The following is a 14,552-nucleotide window of genomic DNA, read 5'->3' on the forward strand; positions in this document are numbered from 1 at the left end:
CTCACGTACGTGGGCTCCCTGGCCACGCTGCTGCGGCGGCGGCTCCCGCACGCCCACGGCCGGCACGTCCGGCTCGGCGGCTTCACCCGGCTCGGGCTGCTCACCACGCCCCTGGCCGTGGCCGGGGCGGTCACCGCGCTGTGGGCCGGCCTGTGGCTGACCGGCGGGTAGGGCGACGGCGCGCCGATAGGATCGGGGCATCATGACTGCAACCCTCGTCGCCAAGAACCTCACCGCCGCGCACGGTGAGCGCACGCTCTTCGCCGGTCTCGACCTCGTCGTGGCGCCCGGTGACGTCATCGGCCTCGTCGGCGTCAACGGCGCCGGGAAGTCGACCCTGCTGCGGCTGCTCGCCGGGCTCGACACCCCCGAGACCGGTGAGCTGCGGCTCTCCCCGCCCGCCGCGTCCGTCGGCCACCTCCCGCAGGAGCCGGAGCGGCGCGCGGGCGAGTCGGTGCGCGAGTTCCTCGCCCGCCGGACCGGTGTGGCCGCCGCGCAGGCGGCGCTGGACGAGGCCACCCAGGGGCTCGTGGACGGCACGCCGGGCGCCGACGACGCGTACGCGGAGACCCTCGACCGCTGGCTGGACCTCGGCGGCGCCGATCTCGACGAGCGCGCCCAGGAGGTCGCGGACGAGCTGGGCCTGGCGGTGAGCCTGGACCTGCCGATGTCGGCCCTGTCCGGCGGCCAGGCGGCCCGCGCGGGCCTGGCGTCCCTGCTCCTCTCCCGCTACGACGTGTTCCTCCTCGACGAGCCGACCAACGACCTGGACCTGGCCGGTCTGGAGCGGCTGGAGCGGTTCGTGACGGGGCTGCGGGCGGGCACGGTCGTCATCAGCCACGACCGCGAGTTCCTCACCCGCACCGTGACCAAGGTCCTCGAACTCGACCTGGCCCAGCAGCAGATCAACCTCTACGGCGGCGGCTACGACTCCTACCTGGAGGAGCGGGCGCGGGCCCGCAGCCACGCCCGCGAGGAGTACGAGGAGTACGCGGACAAGAAGGCCTCGCTCGAAGGCCGCGCGCAGATGCAGCGCAACTGGATGGACAAGGGCGTGCGCAACGCCCGCCGCAAGTCGAGCGACAACGACAAGATCGGCAGGGCGCTGCGCGGCGAGTCGAGCGAGAAGCAGGCCGCCAAGGCCCGGCAGACGCAGCGGGCGATCGAGCGGCTGGAGGTCGTCGAGGAGCCGCGCAAGGAGTGGGAGCTGCGCATGGAGATCGCGGCGGCCCCGCGCTCCGGCTCGGTGGTGGCCACGCTGCGCGAGGCCGCCGTCAAGCGCGGCGACTTCTCCTTCGGGCCGGCGAGCCTCCAGATCGACTGGGCCGACCGGGTCGCGATCACCGGGGCCAACGGCGCCGGCAAGTCCACCCTCCTGTCGGTCCTGCTCGGCCGGCTGGCCCCGGACTCCGGCTCGGCCACGCTCGGCTCCGGCGTCCTGGTCGGCGAGGTCGACCAGGCGCGCGGGCTGTTCCTCGGCGGGGAACCGCTGCTGGAGGCCTTCTGCGCGGCCGTCCCGGACACCGAGCCGGCGGAGGTGCGCACGCTGCTGGCCAAGTTCGGCCTGAAGGCGGCGCACGTGCTGCGCCCGGCGGCGACGCTGTCGCCCGGTGAGCGCACCCGTGCGGCTCTGGCCCTGCTCCAGGGGCGCGGGGTGAACCTGCTGGTCCTGGACGAGCCGACGAACCACCTCGACCTGCCGGCGATCGAGCAGCTGGAGTCGGCCCTGGAGTCGTACGAGGGCACGCTGCTGCTGGTCACGCACGACCGCCGGATGCTGGACGCGGTCCAGGTGACCCGGCGGCTGGAGGTCGCCGGGGGCAAGGTCACCGAGCTCTGACGGCCGGCGGCCTCCGGACCGTCAGTGGCGGCCGCGGCGGCCGCGGCACCAGGGCCTGTCGTCAAACTCCCGTCTGCCCCGCGACGCCTGGCACGCGCTCTCGCCGCACCAGACGCCGCGGGGCCGCCCTCCGGGCGACGACGGCGGTGTGACGACAGGCCCTAGAACTCGTCCGGGCCCTTGCCGTGGCTGCGGTTCTTGCGGGGTTCGGCCGGGTCCTGGTCCTGGGCCCCGGGGCGGTCGAGGCGGCTCGCCTCGTCCGTCTCCTCGCGCCGGACGGGCGCGAGGTCCGGTTCGGGCCCGGTTCCCCGGTCGGTGCGGCGGTGCCGCTCGACGTGTGGTTTGCGGTGCGGTCGTCCCGCGTCCTCGTCGTGGAGCGGGACGCCTCCGGCGCCGCCTTGCTCGTCCATGACAGGTCCTCCTCGCCCGGGCCGCTGTGCCCCCTCCGCCAGGCTGCTGCCCGCAGCGCGGTCCCGCAAACCGGCCTGGTCAGGCGGGCCGGCCGGCCGGGGGGCGCCGGTCGCGGGCCATCCTGCGCGCCACGAAGGCGCGCGGGAGGTGGCGGACCGCGAAGGCGTACGCCCGGTAGTGGCGGCCGGTGACGCTGAGCGGGCGGCGGCGGGCGAGGTCGCGCAGGGCCTTGGCCACGACCGCCTCGGGCTCCAGCCACACCGCGTCGCGCAGGGCGGTGACGTCCATGCCGGCGCGTTCCTGGAACTCGGTGCGGGTGAAGCCCGGTACCACCGCCAGCACGCGGACCCCGTACGGCTCCATGTCGACGCGGAGGGATTCGCTGAAGGCGGTGATCCACGCCTTGGCCGCCCCGTAGGTCCCGGTCGGGAGGAGTCCGGCGACCGAGGAGACGTTGAGGACCGCGCCCCGGCGGCGTTCGCGCAGGCCCGGCAGCAGGGCGTGGGTGAGGCGGAGCGGGACCTTCACGAGGAGGTCGAGCATCCGCTCCTCGTCCTCGACCGGGTTGTACGGATAGGGCGCGGGCAGGCCGAACCCGGCGTTGTTGACGAGGACGTCGACGGGCCGCGCGGTGTCGGCGAGCCGTTCGGCGACCGCGGCGCAGGCCGCGGGGTCGAGCAGGTCGGCGGGCAGCACCTCGCAGACGGTGCCGTTCCGCGCGGCGAGTTCGGCGGCCAGGGCTTCGAGCCGTTGCTCGTCCCGGGCGACGAGGACCAGGTGGCAGCCCTTGGCGGCGAAGGCCCGGGCGAAGGCGGCGCCGAGGCCGGCGCTGGCCCCGGTGATCAGTACGGTGGTGGGCACGTGGGGTTCGCTTCCCGGTCGTTCAGGCGGTTCGGGGGTCGGGGGTGAAGGCGGCCGCCGCGGGCGAGGCGTAGGCCTGGGCGACGTGCACCAGGAACCTGGCCTCGTCCTCCAGGCCGCCGCCCTCCTCGGAGGTCTGCATCGCGGCCGGCAGTTCGAGCGCGGGCGCCTGGGCCGGCTGCCCGGGCAGTCCGGCCAGCTTCGCCCGCCGCGCCTCCTTGAGTACGCAGGCCAGCGCGGCGGCGGTGCGCCGCTGTTCGGTGACGGCGCTGCCGGCGACGTGGCCGCGGGCGAGCTCCGGCAGGCCCGGGGTGACGTACTCCCCCAGGATCAGGATCGCGTCGCGGGTCTCGATGACCTTGCGGTAGACGAGCAGGCTGCGCGGCACCGGCGGCCACAGCAGTTCCAGCAGGCGGCCGGTGCGGGGTTCGGAGAGCACCACGTGCGGGACGGCCTGTACGAGGTCCCGCCACAGCGGCCACAGCCGCCAGGCGGTGGTGGCGTCGGCGAGGGCGCGGCGCAGGGTGAACAGGGTCGGTACGAGGATCGCGGCGGCGCGCAGCAGGCCGTGCAGGTTCATCAGGAGCGGCATGGCGGGCATCGCCCAGGTGCTGCCGAAGAGGGCTTTGAGCAGGTAGGCGAACCAGAACACCCAGGCCAGCGCGGTGCCGAGGCCGAACAGCCGGAGTCCGGCGGCGAGCGCGCGGCTCTCGGAGCGGCGGCCGTAGCGCCAGCAGACGAAGACGCAGACGGTGTTGGCGATGAGGTGGGCGGAGATCAGGACGAGCCAGTACGCGAGGGAGGGCACGGGGTCCCCGGCGGGCGGCATGGTGTGCGTGCCGTGTCCGGGGGCGAGGGCGTCCAGGGTGACGAGGGTGGTGATCCAGAGCACCGTGCCCGCCCAGGAGGCGAGTTGGAGCCTGCGGCCGCGGGTGGCGGCGGCGACGAAGTAGAGCACGGCGCCCGCGGACAGGACGCCGATGAGGTTGCGGACGAGGCCGACGGTGTGGGCGTACGAGGGCTCGCGGCTCATCGCGTACGCGATGACGGCGGGCAGGTTCAGGGTCATCGCGGCGGCCGCGGTGGCGACGGCGAGCCACAGTCCGCGCTGTTCCGGGGAGCGCAGGGCGCCGGGGGCGCGGAGCAGGACGGCGATCCACAGGCAGACCACGCTGGGGACGGCGAGCCAGTCCCCGACGGCGGCGAGTTCAGCTGCCATCGCGGTGGCCCCGTGCGTAGCCCATGGCGGACTCCAGCCGGGCGAGGGCGCCCCGGGGAGCGGGGCCGCGGCGGGGGTGGCCGGGGGCGGAGGTGCGGATGCGGATCAGGCTGGCGAGCATCTCCGCCTCCTGCTCCTGGCGGGTGGTGTAGTTGGTGCGGCCGCGGACGACGGGGGCCCGGCCGTCGGTCTCCTCGCCCTCCAGGGAGTGGTGGCCGAAGAGGATGTGCCCGAGCTCGTGGAGCACGATGTGCTCCCGGTGCAGGGGGGTGGTGTGGGCCTCGTAGAAGACGTAGTCGACGCTCTCGGTGCCCACCCACAGTCCGCAGACGCCCGATTCGGCGGCCTCCCTGGGGAGCGGGTGCAGGCGGATGGGGCGGCCCCGCTGCTCGGCCATGTGCGCGCAGAGGCCTTCGAGGGAGAACGGCGGCGTGAGATCCAAGTGACCGAGAATCGTCTCGCACCGTTTGCGCAGGCTGAGATCCCGGTAGGGCATGTGTTCCCTCTTCGGACCCTTTCTCGGGCAGCGTCGGTAGGCGTGGGGGGTGGGCATCGGCATGGCGTCCTGTGCCTTGAGGCGGCCTCGGGGGTGCGGTCCCGGAGGGGGAAACGGGAACGCCCGTCCGCGCGGGCGAACGGGCGTTCCACCATCCCTACAGATGCTCCGGGGGAGTTGGCAAGGCGTTTCCCCTGGCCGGGGTGGCTATTCGGCCACTTCTGCCGACCGTGTCAGCGGCGGCCCCGGCCCTCTTCCGGGCCGGTGAGGCCGGCTCGGCGCAGGGCGTCGGCCATGGCGCTGTTGGCGGGGGCGGGAGCGCCGGAGCGCTGTCCCGGCCCGCCCTGGCCGCCCTGTCCGCGCCGGCCCTGACCCTGGCCGCCGCCCTGGCGCCGGCCCTCGCCGCCGCCCTGGCCCTGGCCGCCGCGCTGCTGCGGGGGCCGGCCGCCGGCGCGGCGGTCCGCCTGGCGGTCGTCGCGCTGGCGGGGGGCGCCGGCGCCGCGCTCGGCGCCCGCCTCGTCCTCCAGCCGCAGGGTGAGGGAGATGCGCTTGCGCGGGATGTCCACGTCCAGGACCTTGACGCGGACGATGTCGCCCGGCTTCACCACGTCCCGGGGGTCCTTGACGAAGGTCTTGGACAGGGCCGACACGTGGGCGAGTCCGTCCTGGTGGACGCCGATGTCGATGAAGGCGCCGAAGGCGGCCACGTTGGTGACCACGCCCTCCAGGATCATGCCGGGCGCCAGGTCGCCGATCTTCTCGACGCCTTCCTTGAAGGTGGCCGTCTTGAAGGCGGGGCGGGGGTCACGGCCCGGCTTCTCCAGCTCGCGCAGGATGTCGGTGACGGTGGGCAGGCCGAAGGCCTCGGTGACGAACTGCTCGGGCCGCAGGGAGCCCAGCACGGAGGTGTTGCCGATCAGCGCCGCCACCTCGGCGCCCGCCGCCTTGCCCATGGCCCGGACGACGGGGTACGCCTCCGGGTGCACGCTGGAGAAGTCCAGCGGGTCGTCGCCGCCGCGGATCCGCAGGAAGCCGGCGCACTGTTCGTAGGCCTTCGGGCCGAGGCGGGCCACGTCCTTGAGGCCCTTGCGGCTGCGGAAGGGGCCGTTGGCGTCGCGGTGGGCCACGATGTTGTCGGCGAGGGTGCCGCTGATGCCCGACACCCGGGAGAGCAGCGGGGCGGAAGCGGTGTTGACGTCCACGCCGACGCCGTTGACGCAGTCCTCGACGACGGCGTCGAGCGAGCGGGACAGCTTCACCTCGGACAGGTCGTGCTGGTACTGGCCGACGCCGATGGACTTCGGGTCGATCTTGACCAGTTCGGCGAGCGGGTCCTGGAGGCGGCGGGCGATGGACACGGCGCCGCGCAGGGACACGTCCATGTCCGGGAGTTCCTGCGAGGCGAAGGCCGAGGCGGAGTACACGGAGGCGCCCGCCTCCGAGACCATCACCTTGGTGAGCCCCAGCTCGGGGTGGCGGGCGATCAGGTCCCCGGCGAGCTTGTCGGTCTCGCGGGAGGCGGTGCCGTTGCCGATGGCGACCAGCTCAACCGCGTGCCGCTCGGCGAGCCGGGCGAGCTTGGCGAGGGACTCGTCCCACTTGTTGGCCGGTACGTGCGGGTGGATCACGTCCGTGGCGACGACCTTGCCGGTGGCGTCGACGACGGCCACCTTGACGCCGGTGCGGAAGCCCGGGTCGAGGCCGAGCGTGGCGCGGGTGCCGGCGGGGGCGGCGAGCAGCAGGTCGCGCAGGTTCGCGGCGAAGACGCGTACGGCCTCGTCCTCCGCGGCGGCGCGCAGCCGGGTCCGCAGGTCGATGCCGAGGTGCACCTGGATCTTCGTGCGCCAGGCCCAGCGGACGGTGTCGGCCAGCCACTTGTCGCCGGGGCGGTCGCGGTCGGCGATGCCGAAGCGGCGGGCGATGAGCCCCTCGTACGTCGACGGGCCGGGGGTGTCGGAGGGCTCCTCGGGTTCCAGGTCGAGGGAGAGCACCTCCTCCTTCTCGCCGCGCAGCATGGCGAGGACCCGGTGGGAGGGGAGGGCGGTGAAGGGTTCGGCGAAGTCGAAGTAGTCGGAGAACTTCGCGCCCGCCTCCTCCTTGCCCTCGCGGACCTTCGCGGCGAGCCGGCCGCGGCCCCACATGCGCTCGCGGAGGTCTCCGATCAGGTCGGCGTCCTCGGCGAACTTCTCGGTGAGGATGGCGCGGGCGCCCTCCAGGGCGGCCGCCGGGTCGGCGACCCCCTTCGCGGCGTCCACGAACGCGGCCGCCGCGGCGGCCGGTTCCACCGAGGGGTCGGCCAGCAGCCCTTCGGCGAGGGGCTCCAGGCCGGCCTCGCGGGCGATCTGGGCCTTGGTGCGGCGCTTGGGCTTGAAGGGGAGGTAGATGTCCTCCAGCCGGGCCTTGGTGTCGGCCGCGTTGATCCGGGCCTCCAGCTCGGCGTCGAGCTTGCCCTGCTCGCGTACGGAGTCGAGGATCGCGGCGCGGCGGTCCTCCAGCTCGCGCAGGTACCTCAGCCGCTCCTCCAGGGTGCGCAGCTGGGCGTCGTCGAGCATCTCGGTCGCTTCCTTGCGGTAGCGCGCGATGAACGGCACGGTGGAGCCGCCGTCGAGCAGCTCGACGGCGGCCTTGACCTGCCGTTCCCGTACGCCGAGCTCCTCGGCGATCCTGCCTTCGATGGACATGGTCACTGTGCGGTCCCGCCTGCCTTCGTGCGTTTGCGTGGAAGGCTGTCAATTGTGGCAGGTGCCGGGGACGGTCGCCGGGAGCCCCAGCCGGTCTGCGCTACGCCTTGCCGAAGAGGCCGCGGGGGAAGGCGCCGGCGGCGATGGCCCGCTGGACGAGGGCGCCGCCCAGTTCGCCGAGCCGGGCGAGGCCGGCCGCGCCGAGGTGTTCGTACGGGGCGGCGTCGAGCCGGTCGGTCTCGGTCTCCAGGCGCTCGCGCACGGCGTGGCCCTCCTCGGTGAGCTCGCCGTCGGCGTCGAGGACGCCCCGGGAGCGGAGCCGGCCGGCGGCGGCGTCGAGGTCCTCCTGCTCCCAGCCGCGGATGCTCTTGATCCACTTCGGGGTCATGCCGCGGCCGGTGGCGGTGTGGCTGACCAGGGCCTCCAGCGGGTCGAGCCCGGCCAGCAGCAGTGCGGCGAGGTGGCCGTCGCCCCGGTGTTCGCGCAGCAGGGTGGTGGCGTGCCACAGGCGCAGGTGCGGTTCCTCGGGGACGGGGAGGTCGGCGTGGGCGGCGTAGAGGGTCCGGCCGTGGCGGGTGCAGGCCTCGGTGGCGCGCATGGCGAGGCCTGCGGCTTCGGCGAGGTCGTCGGAGGCGATGACCTCGTCGCCGAGGAGGCGGCGCAGGGTGGTGTCGACGGCGCGCAGCCGGGCCGCGAGGACCTGCTCGGGGGTGGCGGTGTCCCAGACGGCGGGGAGGTGCTCGGCGATCAGGTCGTGCCGGTAGTTGTAGAAGGCGGCGGTGACCGCGCCGGGGCCGACGGCGCCCATGGCGGCGGAGCGGCTGGCCAGGTTGACGGCTACCCGGTGGGTGATGCCGAGGGCCCCGAGCTCGGTGGCGAGGTCCGGGGAGAAATAGCTCGTGGCGTGCAGGGGGTTGATGGCGGCGTGCCAAACGCGGCGCGCGGCGTGCGGGGGAAGCGTCATGCGCCGCAGGTTACCGACTGCTCAGTATGCCGGGAACCCGGGGCCCCTCCGCGGGTGGGGCGGCCGTCGTCAGTTGATGGACTCGCCGTCGTAGTGGCCTCCCACACAGATCCACAGGCCGGATACGGAGTCGTACTCCACCGACCCGTGGGAGGCCACGCACGTCGGACCGTCGATCGCGGGGACGGCGGCCTGTGCCGAGGGGCCCACGGCGCCGAGGGCGGCCAGGACCACGGCTGCGAGGAAGCCCAGAAGTCGTGTACGCATGCGTGCTCCCGTGAGGGTGAGTGACGCAGACCCGTCACCTCCAGGTTCGTCCCGAACCACCCCGGACGCACTCCGGTGGGTGTCCGTCGTTCCGGGAGCGGCTCCGGGGAACCGGCGGCAGGCTGGTGTCATGGCGAACACGCCCGAGGTTTCCGTAGGGCCGCCTGATGACCTCGGCTGGCGGAAGGTCACGGTCAACGGCAAGTGCGCGGCCAAGGTCCGGTCCCCCGGGGAATTCCACGACTTCCTGCTCCACGAGGGCCTGCCGAGCGGGCACCCCGTGCACTGGCTCGGCGGAGACGACACCGTCTGGCCGGACCGGACGCTGCGGCGGAGAGCGATCGGCACCCTGATGGTCGCCGGCCTCTTCGCGACCGCGTGCCTGCTCGGCTGGATCGGCTGGATGGACTGCCGCAACGCCCTGACCTTCGGCGGGCGGCTCGCGGGATACTCCGTACTGGCCGCGGCACTGGTGGAGTTGACCGCCGCCCTGGCCGCCGTGGACTACTGGCACAAGCGGAGGAGGCGGTACTCGGGAGCGTTCGTCCTCGCCGGAGTGGTGATCGTCTTCCTGAGCAGCGCCTCGCTCATCCTGCTCCAGCGCGGCGAGCACTTCACGGGCTGGTCCGTCGTCGCCATCTCGTTCCTCGTCGGGTCCGTGGCGGCCGGATCCGAGCTCATCAGGTCCCGGGCGTGGCAGGCCCTCCGCCACCCCCGGAGCATCGCGATCGGGGCGATCGTCCCCACCCTGCTCGCCTGCGTCAACCTGGCGTACGCGCAGGTGTACGTCCCCTACGCGACGACCCCGCTGATCACGAGCGGGGCGGAGTTCCGGGAGGCGAACCTGGTCGACGGCGGGGCGGCGATGCACGTGACGGTGCACGTACGCGTGAAGAACGAAGGACGCGTCCCGGTCTACGTCCTCGGCAGCATCTACTGGATCCACGGCGGAGCCTCCTACAACATGGCGGACAAGGGGCCTCCCTCCAACACGCTGATCTACGACGGCGAGTTCGTGACACCGGCGGGCCGTGAGCTGAACCCGGGGGAAGAGGTCTCACAGGACGTGGTCGTCGAGATCAAGGATCCCGAGAAGGCCGGTTTCGAGGCGCTCAGGGCCCAGACCGAGGCCTACGTGGTCCGGAGGGACAGGATGACGCTCGGCACCGGGTACGACCAGTCCCGGGCGAGCGCCGAGACCCTCAAGAAGAGGGGCGAGTGGCGCCCCAGGGAACCGGAGAACGCGAGCTACCGGAACGAGTCGAGCATCTCGAACAGCAGCGAGATCCTCAACATCGCCCGGGGCCCGCAGCGCATCACCGCGTGGCGGGTCCCGAGCGGCGACCGCTCGCGCATAGACGTGGCCGTGTCACCGCCGGGTGACACCATCACCTTTGACCCCCAGAACCCCAACTACAACAAGGCGGTCATCGAGCGGTACGGCCTGTCGAAGGTGCGCGGCTCCATGGACCAGACGCCCTTCGAGGGGCTCCTGGAGAAGGCCCGCTCCGCCGCGAAGAGCTCGGGCTCGTAGCCGCGCGGCGGCGCCTCCCCGTACGGCGGGGCGCGCCGGCAGGGCCGAAGACCATGAACGCCGCGTTCCGCAAGAGTGCCGTTCGAGCCGCTCTGCGCCGCGAGCGGCCCCGGAGCTCCCGGCTACGTACCGGCGGCCGAAAATCGCCGCCAGGCGGAGCGGACTCCGCCTGAACGGCAGGCCCATTCCCGGACGCATGTCCGAATCCCGCCCTTGTGGCTGACGCGTCATCACCACGGCACACCCGCCCGGCCCAACGGGGGAATCGGTGCGCCCGGACCCGCTCCACGGGCGGAATCCGCAGGTCAGCCATGCCGTCATCGCCGGCGGCCACGCACGGGAGCATGACGGCCGAATGGCGATCGTGTGACAACAGGAGCCATGGACATGACCTGAGGCGCCAGGGGTGAATACGGTCGAACGACGAGACCTCGAACCGATCTGCCTCCCCTACCCCTTGGAGCTCTTCGTGCACCGCAAAGTCATCGCCCCGAGCGTCCTGGCCGCCTCCCTCCTGCTGGTGATCCCGGCGTCGGCGGCCAGCGCGGGTCCGGGCACCCCGGGCATCGGCGACAGCTACTACCCGGCCAGCGGAAACGGCGGTTACGACGTCTCCCATTACGACCTGCGCCTCCAGTACCAGCCGAAGACCGACCTGCTGGAGGGCACGGCCACCCTCCTGGCCACCGCCCAGCAGGACCTGTCCCGCTTCAACCTCGACTTCGGCCTCAAGGTCAGCGAGGTCCGGGTCAACGGCGTGAAGGCGAAGTTCGCGACCTCCGGCGCGCACGAGCTCGAAGTGACCCCGTCCCAGCCGCTGCAGAAGGGCCGTCAGGCCACCGTCGTCGTCAAGTACGCCGGGAAGCCCTCCGAGTTCAAGGTCGACGGCTGGTCGGCCTGGCAGCGGACCCCCGACGGCGGCGTGGCGGCCCAGGAGCCGGACGCGGCGGCATGGTGGTTCCCCAGCAACGACCACCCCCTCGACAAGGCCACCTTCGACGTGTCGGTCAACGTCCCGGACGGCACCCAGGCGATCAGCAACGGCGTGCTCCAGTCACAGAGTTCGAAGCTCGGCTGGACCCGCTACAACTGGCGCTCCAACAAGCCGCAGGCCACCTACCTGGCCACGCTCGCGATCGGCAAGTTCGACATCACCACCGACAAGACCGCGAACGGCCTCCCGATCCTCAACGCGTACAGCAAGGACCTCGGCGACAACGCCGGCGCGGCCCGCGCGAGCATCGAGCGGACCGGCGAGGTCGCGGAGTGGCTGGAGGGGGTCTTCGGCCCGTACCCCTTCAACGCGCTGGGCGGCTACGTCCCGAACGTGCCCAGCGGCTTCGCCCTGGAGACGCAGACCCGCCCGTTCTACAGCCCCCGCCAGTTCGCGAACGGCGCCAACGTCTCCGTCGTCGTCCACGAGCTGGCCCACCAGTGGTACGGCGACAGCGTGTCCGTCGACAACTGGAAGGACATCTGGGTCAACGAGGGCTTCGCCCGCTACAGCCAGTGGCTGTGGTCCGAGAAGGAGGGCGAGGGCACCGCGCAGGAGCTCGCCGACTGGGCGTACGCCTCCCGCCCGGCAGAGGACCCGTTCTGGCAGGTCAAGCCGGGTGACCCGGGCCCCGACAACCAGTTCCACCTGGCCGTGTACGACCGCGGCGCGATCGCCATCCAGGCACTGCGGAACGAGATCGGCGACGAGAAGTTCTTCCGGATCCTCAAGGGCTGGCCGACCGAGCGGGCCTACGGGAACGCCAAGGTCGGGGACTTCGTCCGGTACGCGGAGAAGATCTCGAACAAGCCGCTCGCGCAGCTCTTCGAGACCTGGCTGTACACCCCGGGCAAGCCGGCCTTCGCCCCGCCGGCCGCCAAGGACGGCGCACGCACCCTCCAGTCCCCGGCCAAGCCCGCCGTGGAACCCAAGTCCTGGAAGAAGATCGCCGCGACGAACACGGTGCACGACCACACCCACACCGACACCCACGCCCACGCCCACTGATCCACGGCAGTACGCGGACCCGCGCGCCGGCGCCCCTCAGAAGGTGCCGGCGCGCCACCGCGCCCGCGCGGCGCGGGCCCTCGGCAGGTAGCGCAGCCGTTCGGGCAGCAGCGGCACGAGGACCCGTACGGCCGTGCTGAACAGCCGGAGCCGGCGCTCCTGCGCGGGGGTCCACTCCAGCCCGATGGCGGCCCGGGCCTCGGGCGGCATGTACCCGACGGTGACGAAGGCCCGGAAGCGCAGGTAGCCCGTCCGCAGGGCCGGCCAGGCGAACCGCAGGAGCAGCCGCACCGCCCGGGAGCCCACCTCGGGGCGGGGCAGGTCCGCGTCGGTGGCGACCAGCTCGCGGGCGACCTTGGTCGGCTCGATCTCCTCGGCCAGCATCCGGCGGTAATAGGGCCAGAACTCCTCCACGGTCTGCGGCATGTCCCGGTCGCGCAGCCCGAGGATCCGCCCCACCCGCAGCCACTCCGCGTACATCTGCCGCTCCTGGGCTGGGGTGACGCGGCGGAAGAGGTAGCGCCCGGCGTACTGCGCGACGGGGAAGCCGGTGGCGTGCACCCAGGCGTAGCAGGCGGGGTCGAGGGAGTGGTAGCGCCGGCCCCGGGTGTCGGTGCCCTGGATCTCCTTGTGCAGGCGGCGCACCCGGCGCCCCTCGGCGGCGGCCTCGTCCCCGCCGTACACCCACAGCATCACGGAGCGCAGGGAGCGCTCGCCGCGCCCCCAGGGGTCGGTGCGGAAGACGGAGTACTGGTCGACACCGGCCCCGACGGCCGGGTGGGCGACCTGCATGGTGAAGGCGGCCGGCAGGGTCAGCAGGGACCGGATGTCCCCGGCGGTGGTCCACAGCACCCCGCCCGGCGGCGGCGGCTCGGGATCGGATATGCGGTCCGTGTCGTTCATGACCCAATTATGCGAGCGCCAGAAGTCCTCGGTCCGGACAGAAAGTCTTGTCACGGGTGTTACCCAGAGGTAACCGCGGCTGCTTGGATTGCGGCGTCGATCTTCCCCCGCAGGATTCCACCGGACTGACGGAGACCTCCATGCCGCAGATCTCGCACCGCCGCACCCGCGCCGCCGCCACGGCCGTGGCCGCGACCGCCGCCGCAGCGCTCACCCTGACTTCCGCGCCCGCCGCCACGGCCGCCGAGAGCACCGCGGCCCCGCGGCTGAGCGTCCTGACGTACAACGTGTTCCTGATGAGCAAGAACCTGTACCCGAACTGGGGCCAGGACCACCGCGCCGCCGAGATCCCCAAGACGTCCTTCTACCAGGGCCACGACGTGGTGGTGATCCAGGAGGCCTTCGACAACCCCGCCTCGGACGCCCTGAAGGCCAACTCCGCGGCGCAGTACCCGCACCAGACCCCGGTCGTGGGCCGCGCCAAGACCGGCTGGGACGCCACGGGCGGCGCGTACTCCTCCACCACCCCGGAGGACGGCGGCGTCACGATCCTGAGCAAGTGGCCGATCGTGCGCAAGGAGCAGGTGGTCTACAAGGACGCCTGTGGAGCCGACTGGTGGTCCAACAAGGGCTTCGCGTACGCGGTGCTGGACGTGAACGGCACCAAGGTCCACGTCGTCGGCACGCACGCCCAGTCCACCGACCCGGGCTGCGGCGCGGGCGAGGCGGCGCAGATGCGCAGCCGGCAGTTCAAGAACATAGACGCCTTCCTCGATGCCAAGAACATCCCGGCGAACGAGCAGGTCATCGTCGCGGGCGACCTGAACGTGGACTCCCGCACCCCGGAGTACGCCTCGATGCTCGCGGACGCGGACCTGGCGGGCACCGACTCGCGCACGGGCCACCCGTACTCCTTCGACACGGCGCTGAACACGATCGCCGCCTACCGCTACCCGACGGACCCCCGCGAGGACCTGGACTACGTCCTGTACCGCAAGGGCAACGCCCGCCCGGCGGGCTGGGAGAACAACGTGGTCAAGGAGGAGTCGGCGCCCTGGACGGTCTCCAGCTGGGGCAAGTCCTACACGTACTCCAACCTCTCGGACCACTACCCGGTCATCGGCCGCTAAGCGGCTGGACGGCCCCTTCCCCTGGGAGGGGCCGCGGGCCGGCGGTGCCCACCGGAGCGGACGAGCACCCACGGCCGGGACCCACAGGGCGGGTCCCGGCAGGACGGTCTCGGAGACGGCATGGGGGTTTCCCGTCAGTCCCATCGTCCTTCCGTGTCGTGCCGGCCTGTCAAGGGCGCTCCTTCGTCGCGTCACTTCGTGATCGCCTTCGGCGACCCTTGACAGGCCGTCCCGCCCCGGAAAG

The 14,552-nt window shown here is 72.8% G+C and carries 13 protein-coding genes; 5 read left to right on the plus strand and 8 right to left on the minus strand.

The window, feature by feature from the left end; all coding sequences use genetic code 11:
* Nucleotides 1–9: 9 nt before the first annotated feature.
* Nucleotides 10–171: a hypothetical protein gene (locus AC069X_RS33435; protein ID WP_478734616.1), complete on the plus strand. Its 162-nt coding sequence runs from the start codon at nucleotides 10–12 to the stop codon at nucleotides 169–171.
* Nucleotides 172–202: 31 nt separating this feature from the next.
* Nucleotides 203–1,840, plus strand: a complete 1,638-nt coding sequence (locus tag AC069X_RS33440; RefSeq protein WP_478734617.1) for an ABC-F family ATP-binding cassette domain-containing protein — start codon at nucleotides 203–205, stop codon at nucleotides 1,838–1,840.
* A gap of 161 nt (nucleotides 1,841–2,001) precedes the next feature.
* Here AC069X_RS33440 and AC069X_RS33445 read toward each other — a convergent pair whose 3' ends face one another.
* The 7 genes from AC069X_RS33445 to AC069X_RS33475 all read right to left on the minus strand — a co-directional run bounded on the left by AC069X_RS33445 (nucleotide 2,002) and on the right by AC069X_RS33475 (nucleotide 8,739).
* Nucleotides 2,002–2,250, minus strand: a complete 249-nt coding sequence (locus AC069X_RS33445) for a hypothetical protein (protein WP_478734619.1) — start codon at nucleotides 2,248–2,250, stop codon at nucleotides 2,002–2,004.
* Nucleotides 2,251–2,329: 79 nt separating this feature from the next.
* Nucleotides 2,330–3,112 carry an SDR family NAD(P)-dependent oxidoreductase gene (locus AC069X_RS33450; protein ID WP_478734621.1) on the minus strand — a complete coding sequence of 261 codons (783 nt, stop codon included), beginning with the start codon at nucleotides 3,110–3,112 and terminating at the stop codon, nucleotides 2,330–2,332.
* Between the two features lie 22 nt (nucleotides 3,113–3,134).
* Nucleotides 3,135–4,331, minus strand: coding sequence for an MAB_1171c family putative transporter (locus AC069X_RS33455; protein ID WP_478734623.1), 1,197 nt, complete (start codon nucleotides 4,329–4,331; stop codon nucleotides 3,135–3,137).
* Nucleotides 4,321–4,773 carry a M48 family metalloprotease gene (locus AC069X_RS33460; RefSeq protein WP_478734625.1) on the minus strand — a complete coding sequence of 151 codons (453 nt, stop codon included), beginning with the start codon at nucleotides 4,771–4,773 and terminating at the stop codon, nucleotides 4,321–4,323. The genes AC069X_RS33455 and AC069X_RS33460 overlap by 11 nt, the downstream gene beginning before the upstream one ends.
* Nucleotides 4,774–5,060: 287 nt before the next feature.
* Nucleotides 5,061–7,514, minus strand: a complete 2,454-nt coding sequence (locus AC069X_RS33465) for a Tex family protein (protein WP_478734627.1) — start codon at nucleotides 7,512–7,514, stop codon at nucleotides 5,061–5,063.
* A 94-nt stretch (nucleotides 7,515–7,608) separates the two neighbouring features.
* A complete protein-coding gene (locus AC069X_RS33470; RefSeq protein ID WP_478734629.1) occupies nucleotides 7,609–8,472 on the minus strand; it encodes an SCO6745 family protein in 864 nt (287 codons plus the stop codon).
* Between the two features lie 69 nt (nucleotides 8,473–8,541).
* A complete protein-coding gene (locus AC069X_RS33475; protein WP_478734631.1) occupies nucleotides 8,542–8,739 on the minus strand; it encodes a hypothetical protein in 198 nt (65 codons plus the stop codon).
* Nucleotides 8,740–8,869: 130 nt separating this feature from the next.
* Between AC069X_RS33475 and AC069X_RS33480 the strand changes: the two genes are divergently transcribed.
* Together AC069X_RS33480 and AC069X_RS33485 are read left to right on the plus strand one after the other, a co-directional pair.
* Nucleotides 8,870–10,273: a hypothetical protein gene (locus tag AC069X_RS33480; RefSeq protein WP_478734633.1), complete on the plus strand. Its 1,404-nt coding sequence runs from the start codon at nucleotides 8,870–8,872 to the stop codon at nucleotides 10,271–10,273.
* Nucleotides 10,274–10,742: 469 nt separating this feature from the next.
* Entirely contained in the window at nucleotides 10,743–12,275 is a 1,533-nt protein-coding gene (locus AC069X_RS33485; protein WP_478734652.1) for a M1 family metallopeptidase, read from the plus strand.
* Between the two features lie 36 nt (nucleotides 12,276–12,311).
* Here the strand turns inward: AC069X_RS33485 and AC069X_RS33490 are convergent, their stop codons facing one another.
* Nucleotides 12,312–13,178 (minus strand): oxygenase MpaB family protein, encoded by an 867-nt coding sequence (locus AC069X_RS33490; RefSeq protein ID WP_478734635.1) that lies wholly within the window; start codon nucleotides 13,176–13,178, stop codon nucleotides 12,312–12,314.
* Nucleotides 13,179–13,318: 140 nt separating this feature from the next.
* Here AC069X_RS33490 and sph point away from each other — a divergent pair, with 140 nt between their 5' ends.
* On the plus strand, nucleotides 13,319–14,308 hold the full coding sequence (sph, locus tag AC069X_RS33495) for a sphingomyelin phosphodiesterase (protein WP_478734637.1): 990 nt from the start codon (nucleotides 13,319–13,321) through the stop codon (nucleotides 14,306–14,308).
* The last annotated feature ends 244 nt before the right edge of the window (nucleotides 14,309–14,552 follow it).

It is taken from the genome of Streptomyces sp. NPDC043896, from assembly GCF_056435605.1.

Coding starts and splice junctions, on each gene's coding strand:
- AC069X_RS33440 (WP_478734617.1), top strand. CDS start 203: ATGACTGCAACCCTCGTCGCCAAGAACCTCACCGCCGCGCACGGTGAG.
- AC069X_RS33445 (WP_478734619.1), bottom strand. CDS start 2,250: ATGGACGAGCAAGGCGGCGCCGGAGGCGTCCCGCTCCACGACGAGGAC.
- AC069X_RS33455 (WP_478734623.1), bottom strand. CDS start 4,331: ATGGCAGCTGAACTCGCCGCCGTCGGGGACTGGCTCGCCGTCCCCAGC.
- AC069X_RS33470 (WP_478734629.1), bottom strand. CDS start 8,472: ATGACGCTTCCCCCGCACGCCGCGCGCCGCGTTTGGCACGCCGCCATC.
- AC069X_RS33475 (WP_478734631.1), bottom strand. CDS start 8,739: ATGCGTACACGACTTCTGGGCTTCCTCGCAGCCGTGGTCCTGGCCGCC.
- AC069X_RS33480 (WP_478734633.1), top strand. CDS start 8,870: ATGGCGAACACGCCCGAGGTTTCCGTAGGGCCGCCTGATGACCTCGGC.
- AC069X_RS33490 (WP_478734635.1), bottom strand. CDS start 13,178: ATGAACGACACGGACCGCATATCCGATCCCGAGCCGCCGCCGCCGGGC.
- sph (WP_478734637.1), top strand. CDS start 13,319: ATGCCGCAGATCTCGCACCGCCGCACCCGCGCCGCCGCCACGGCCGTG.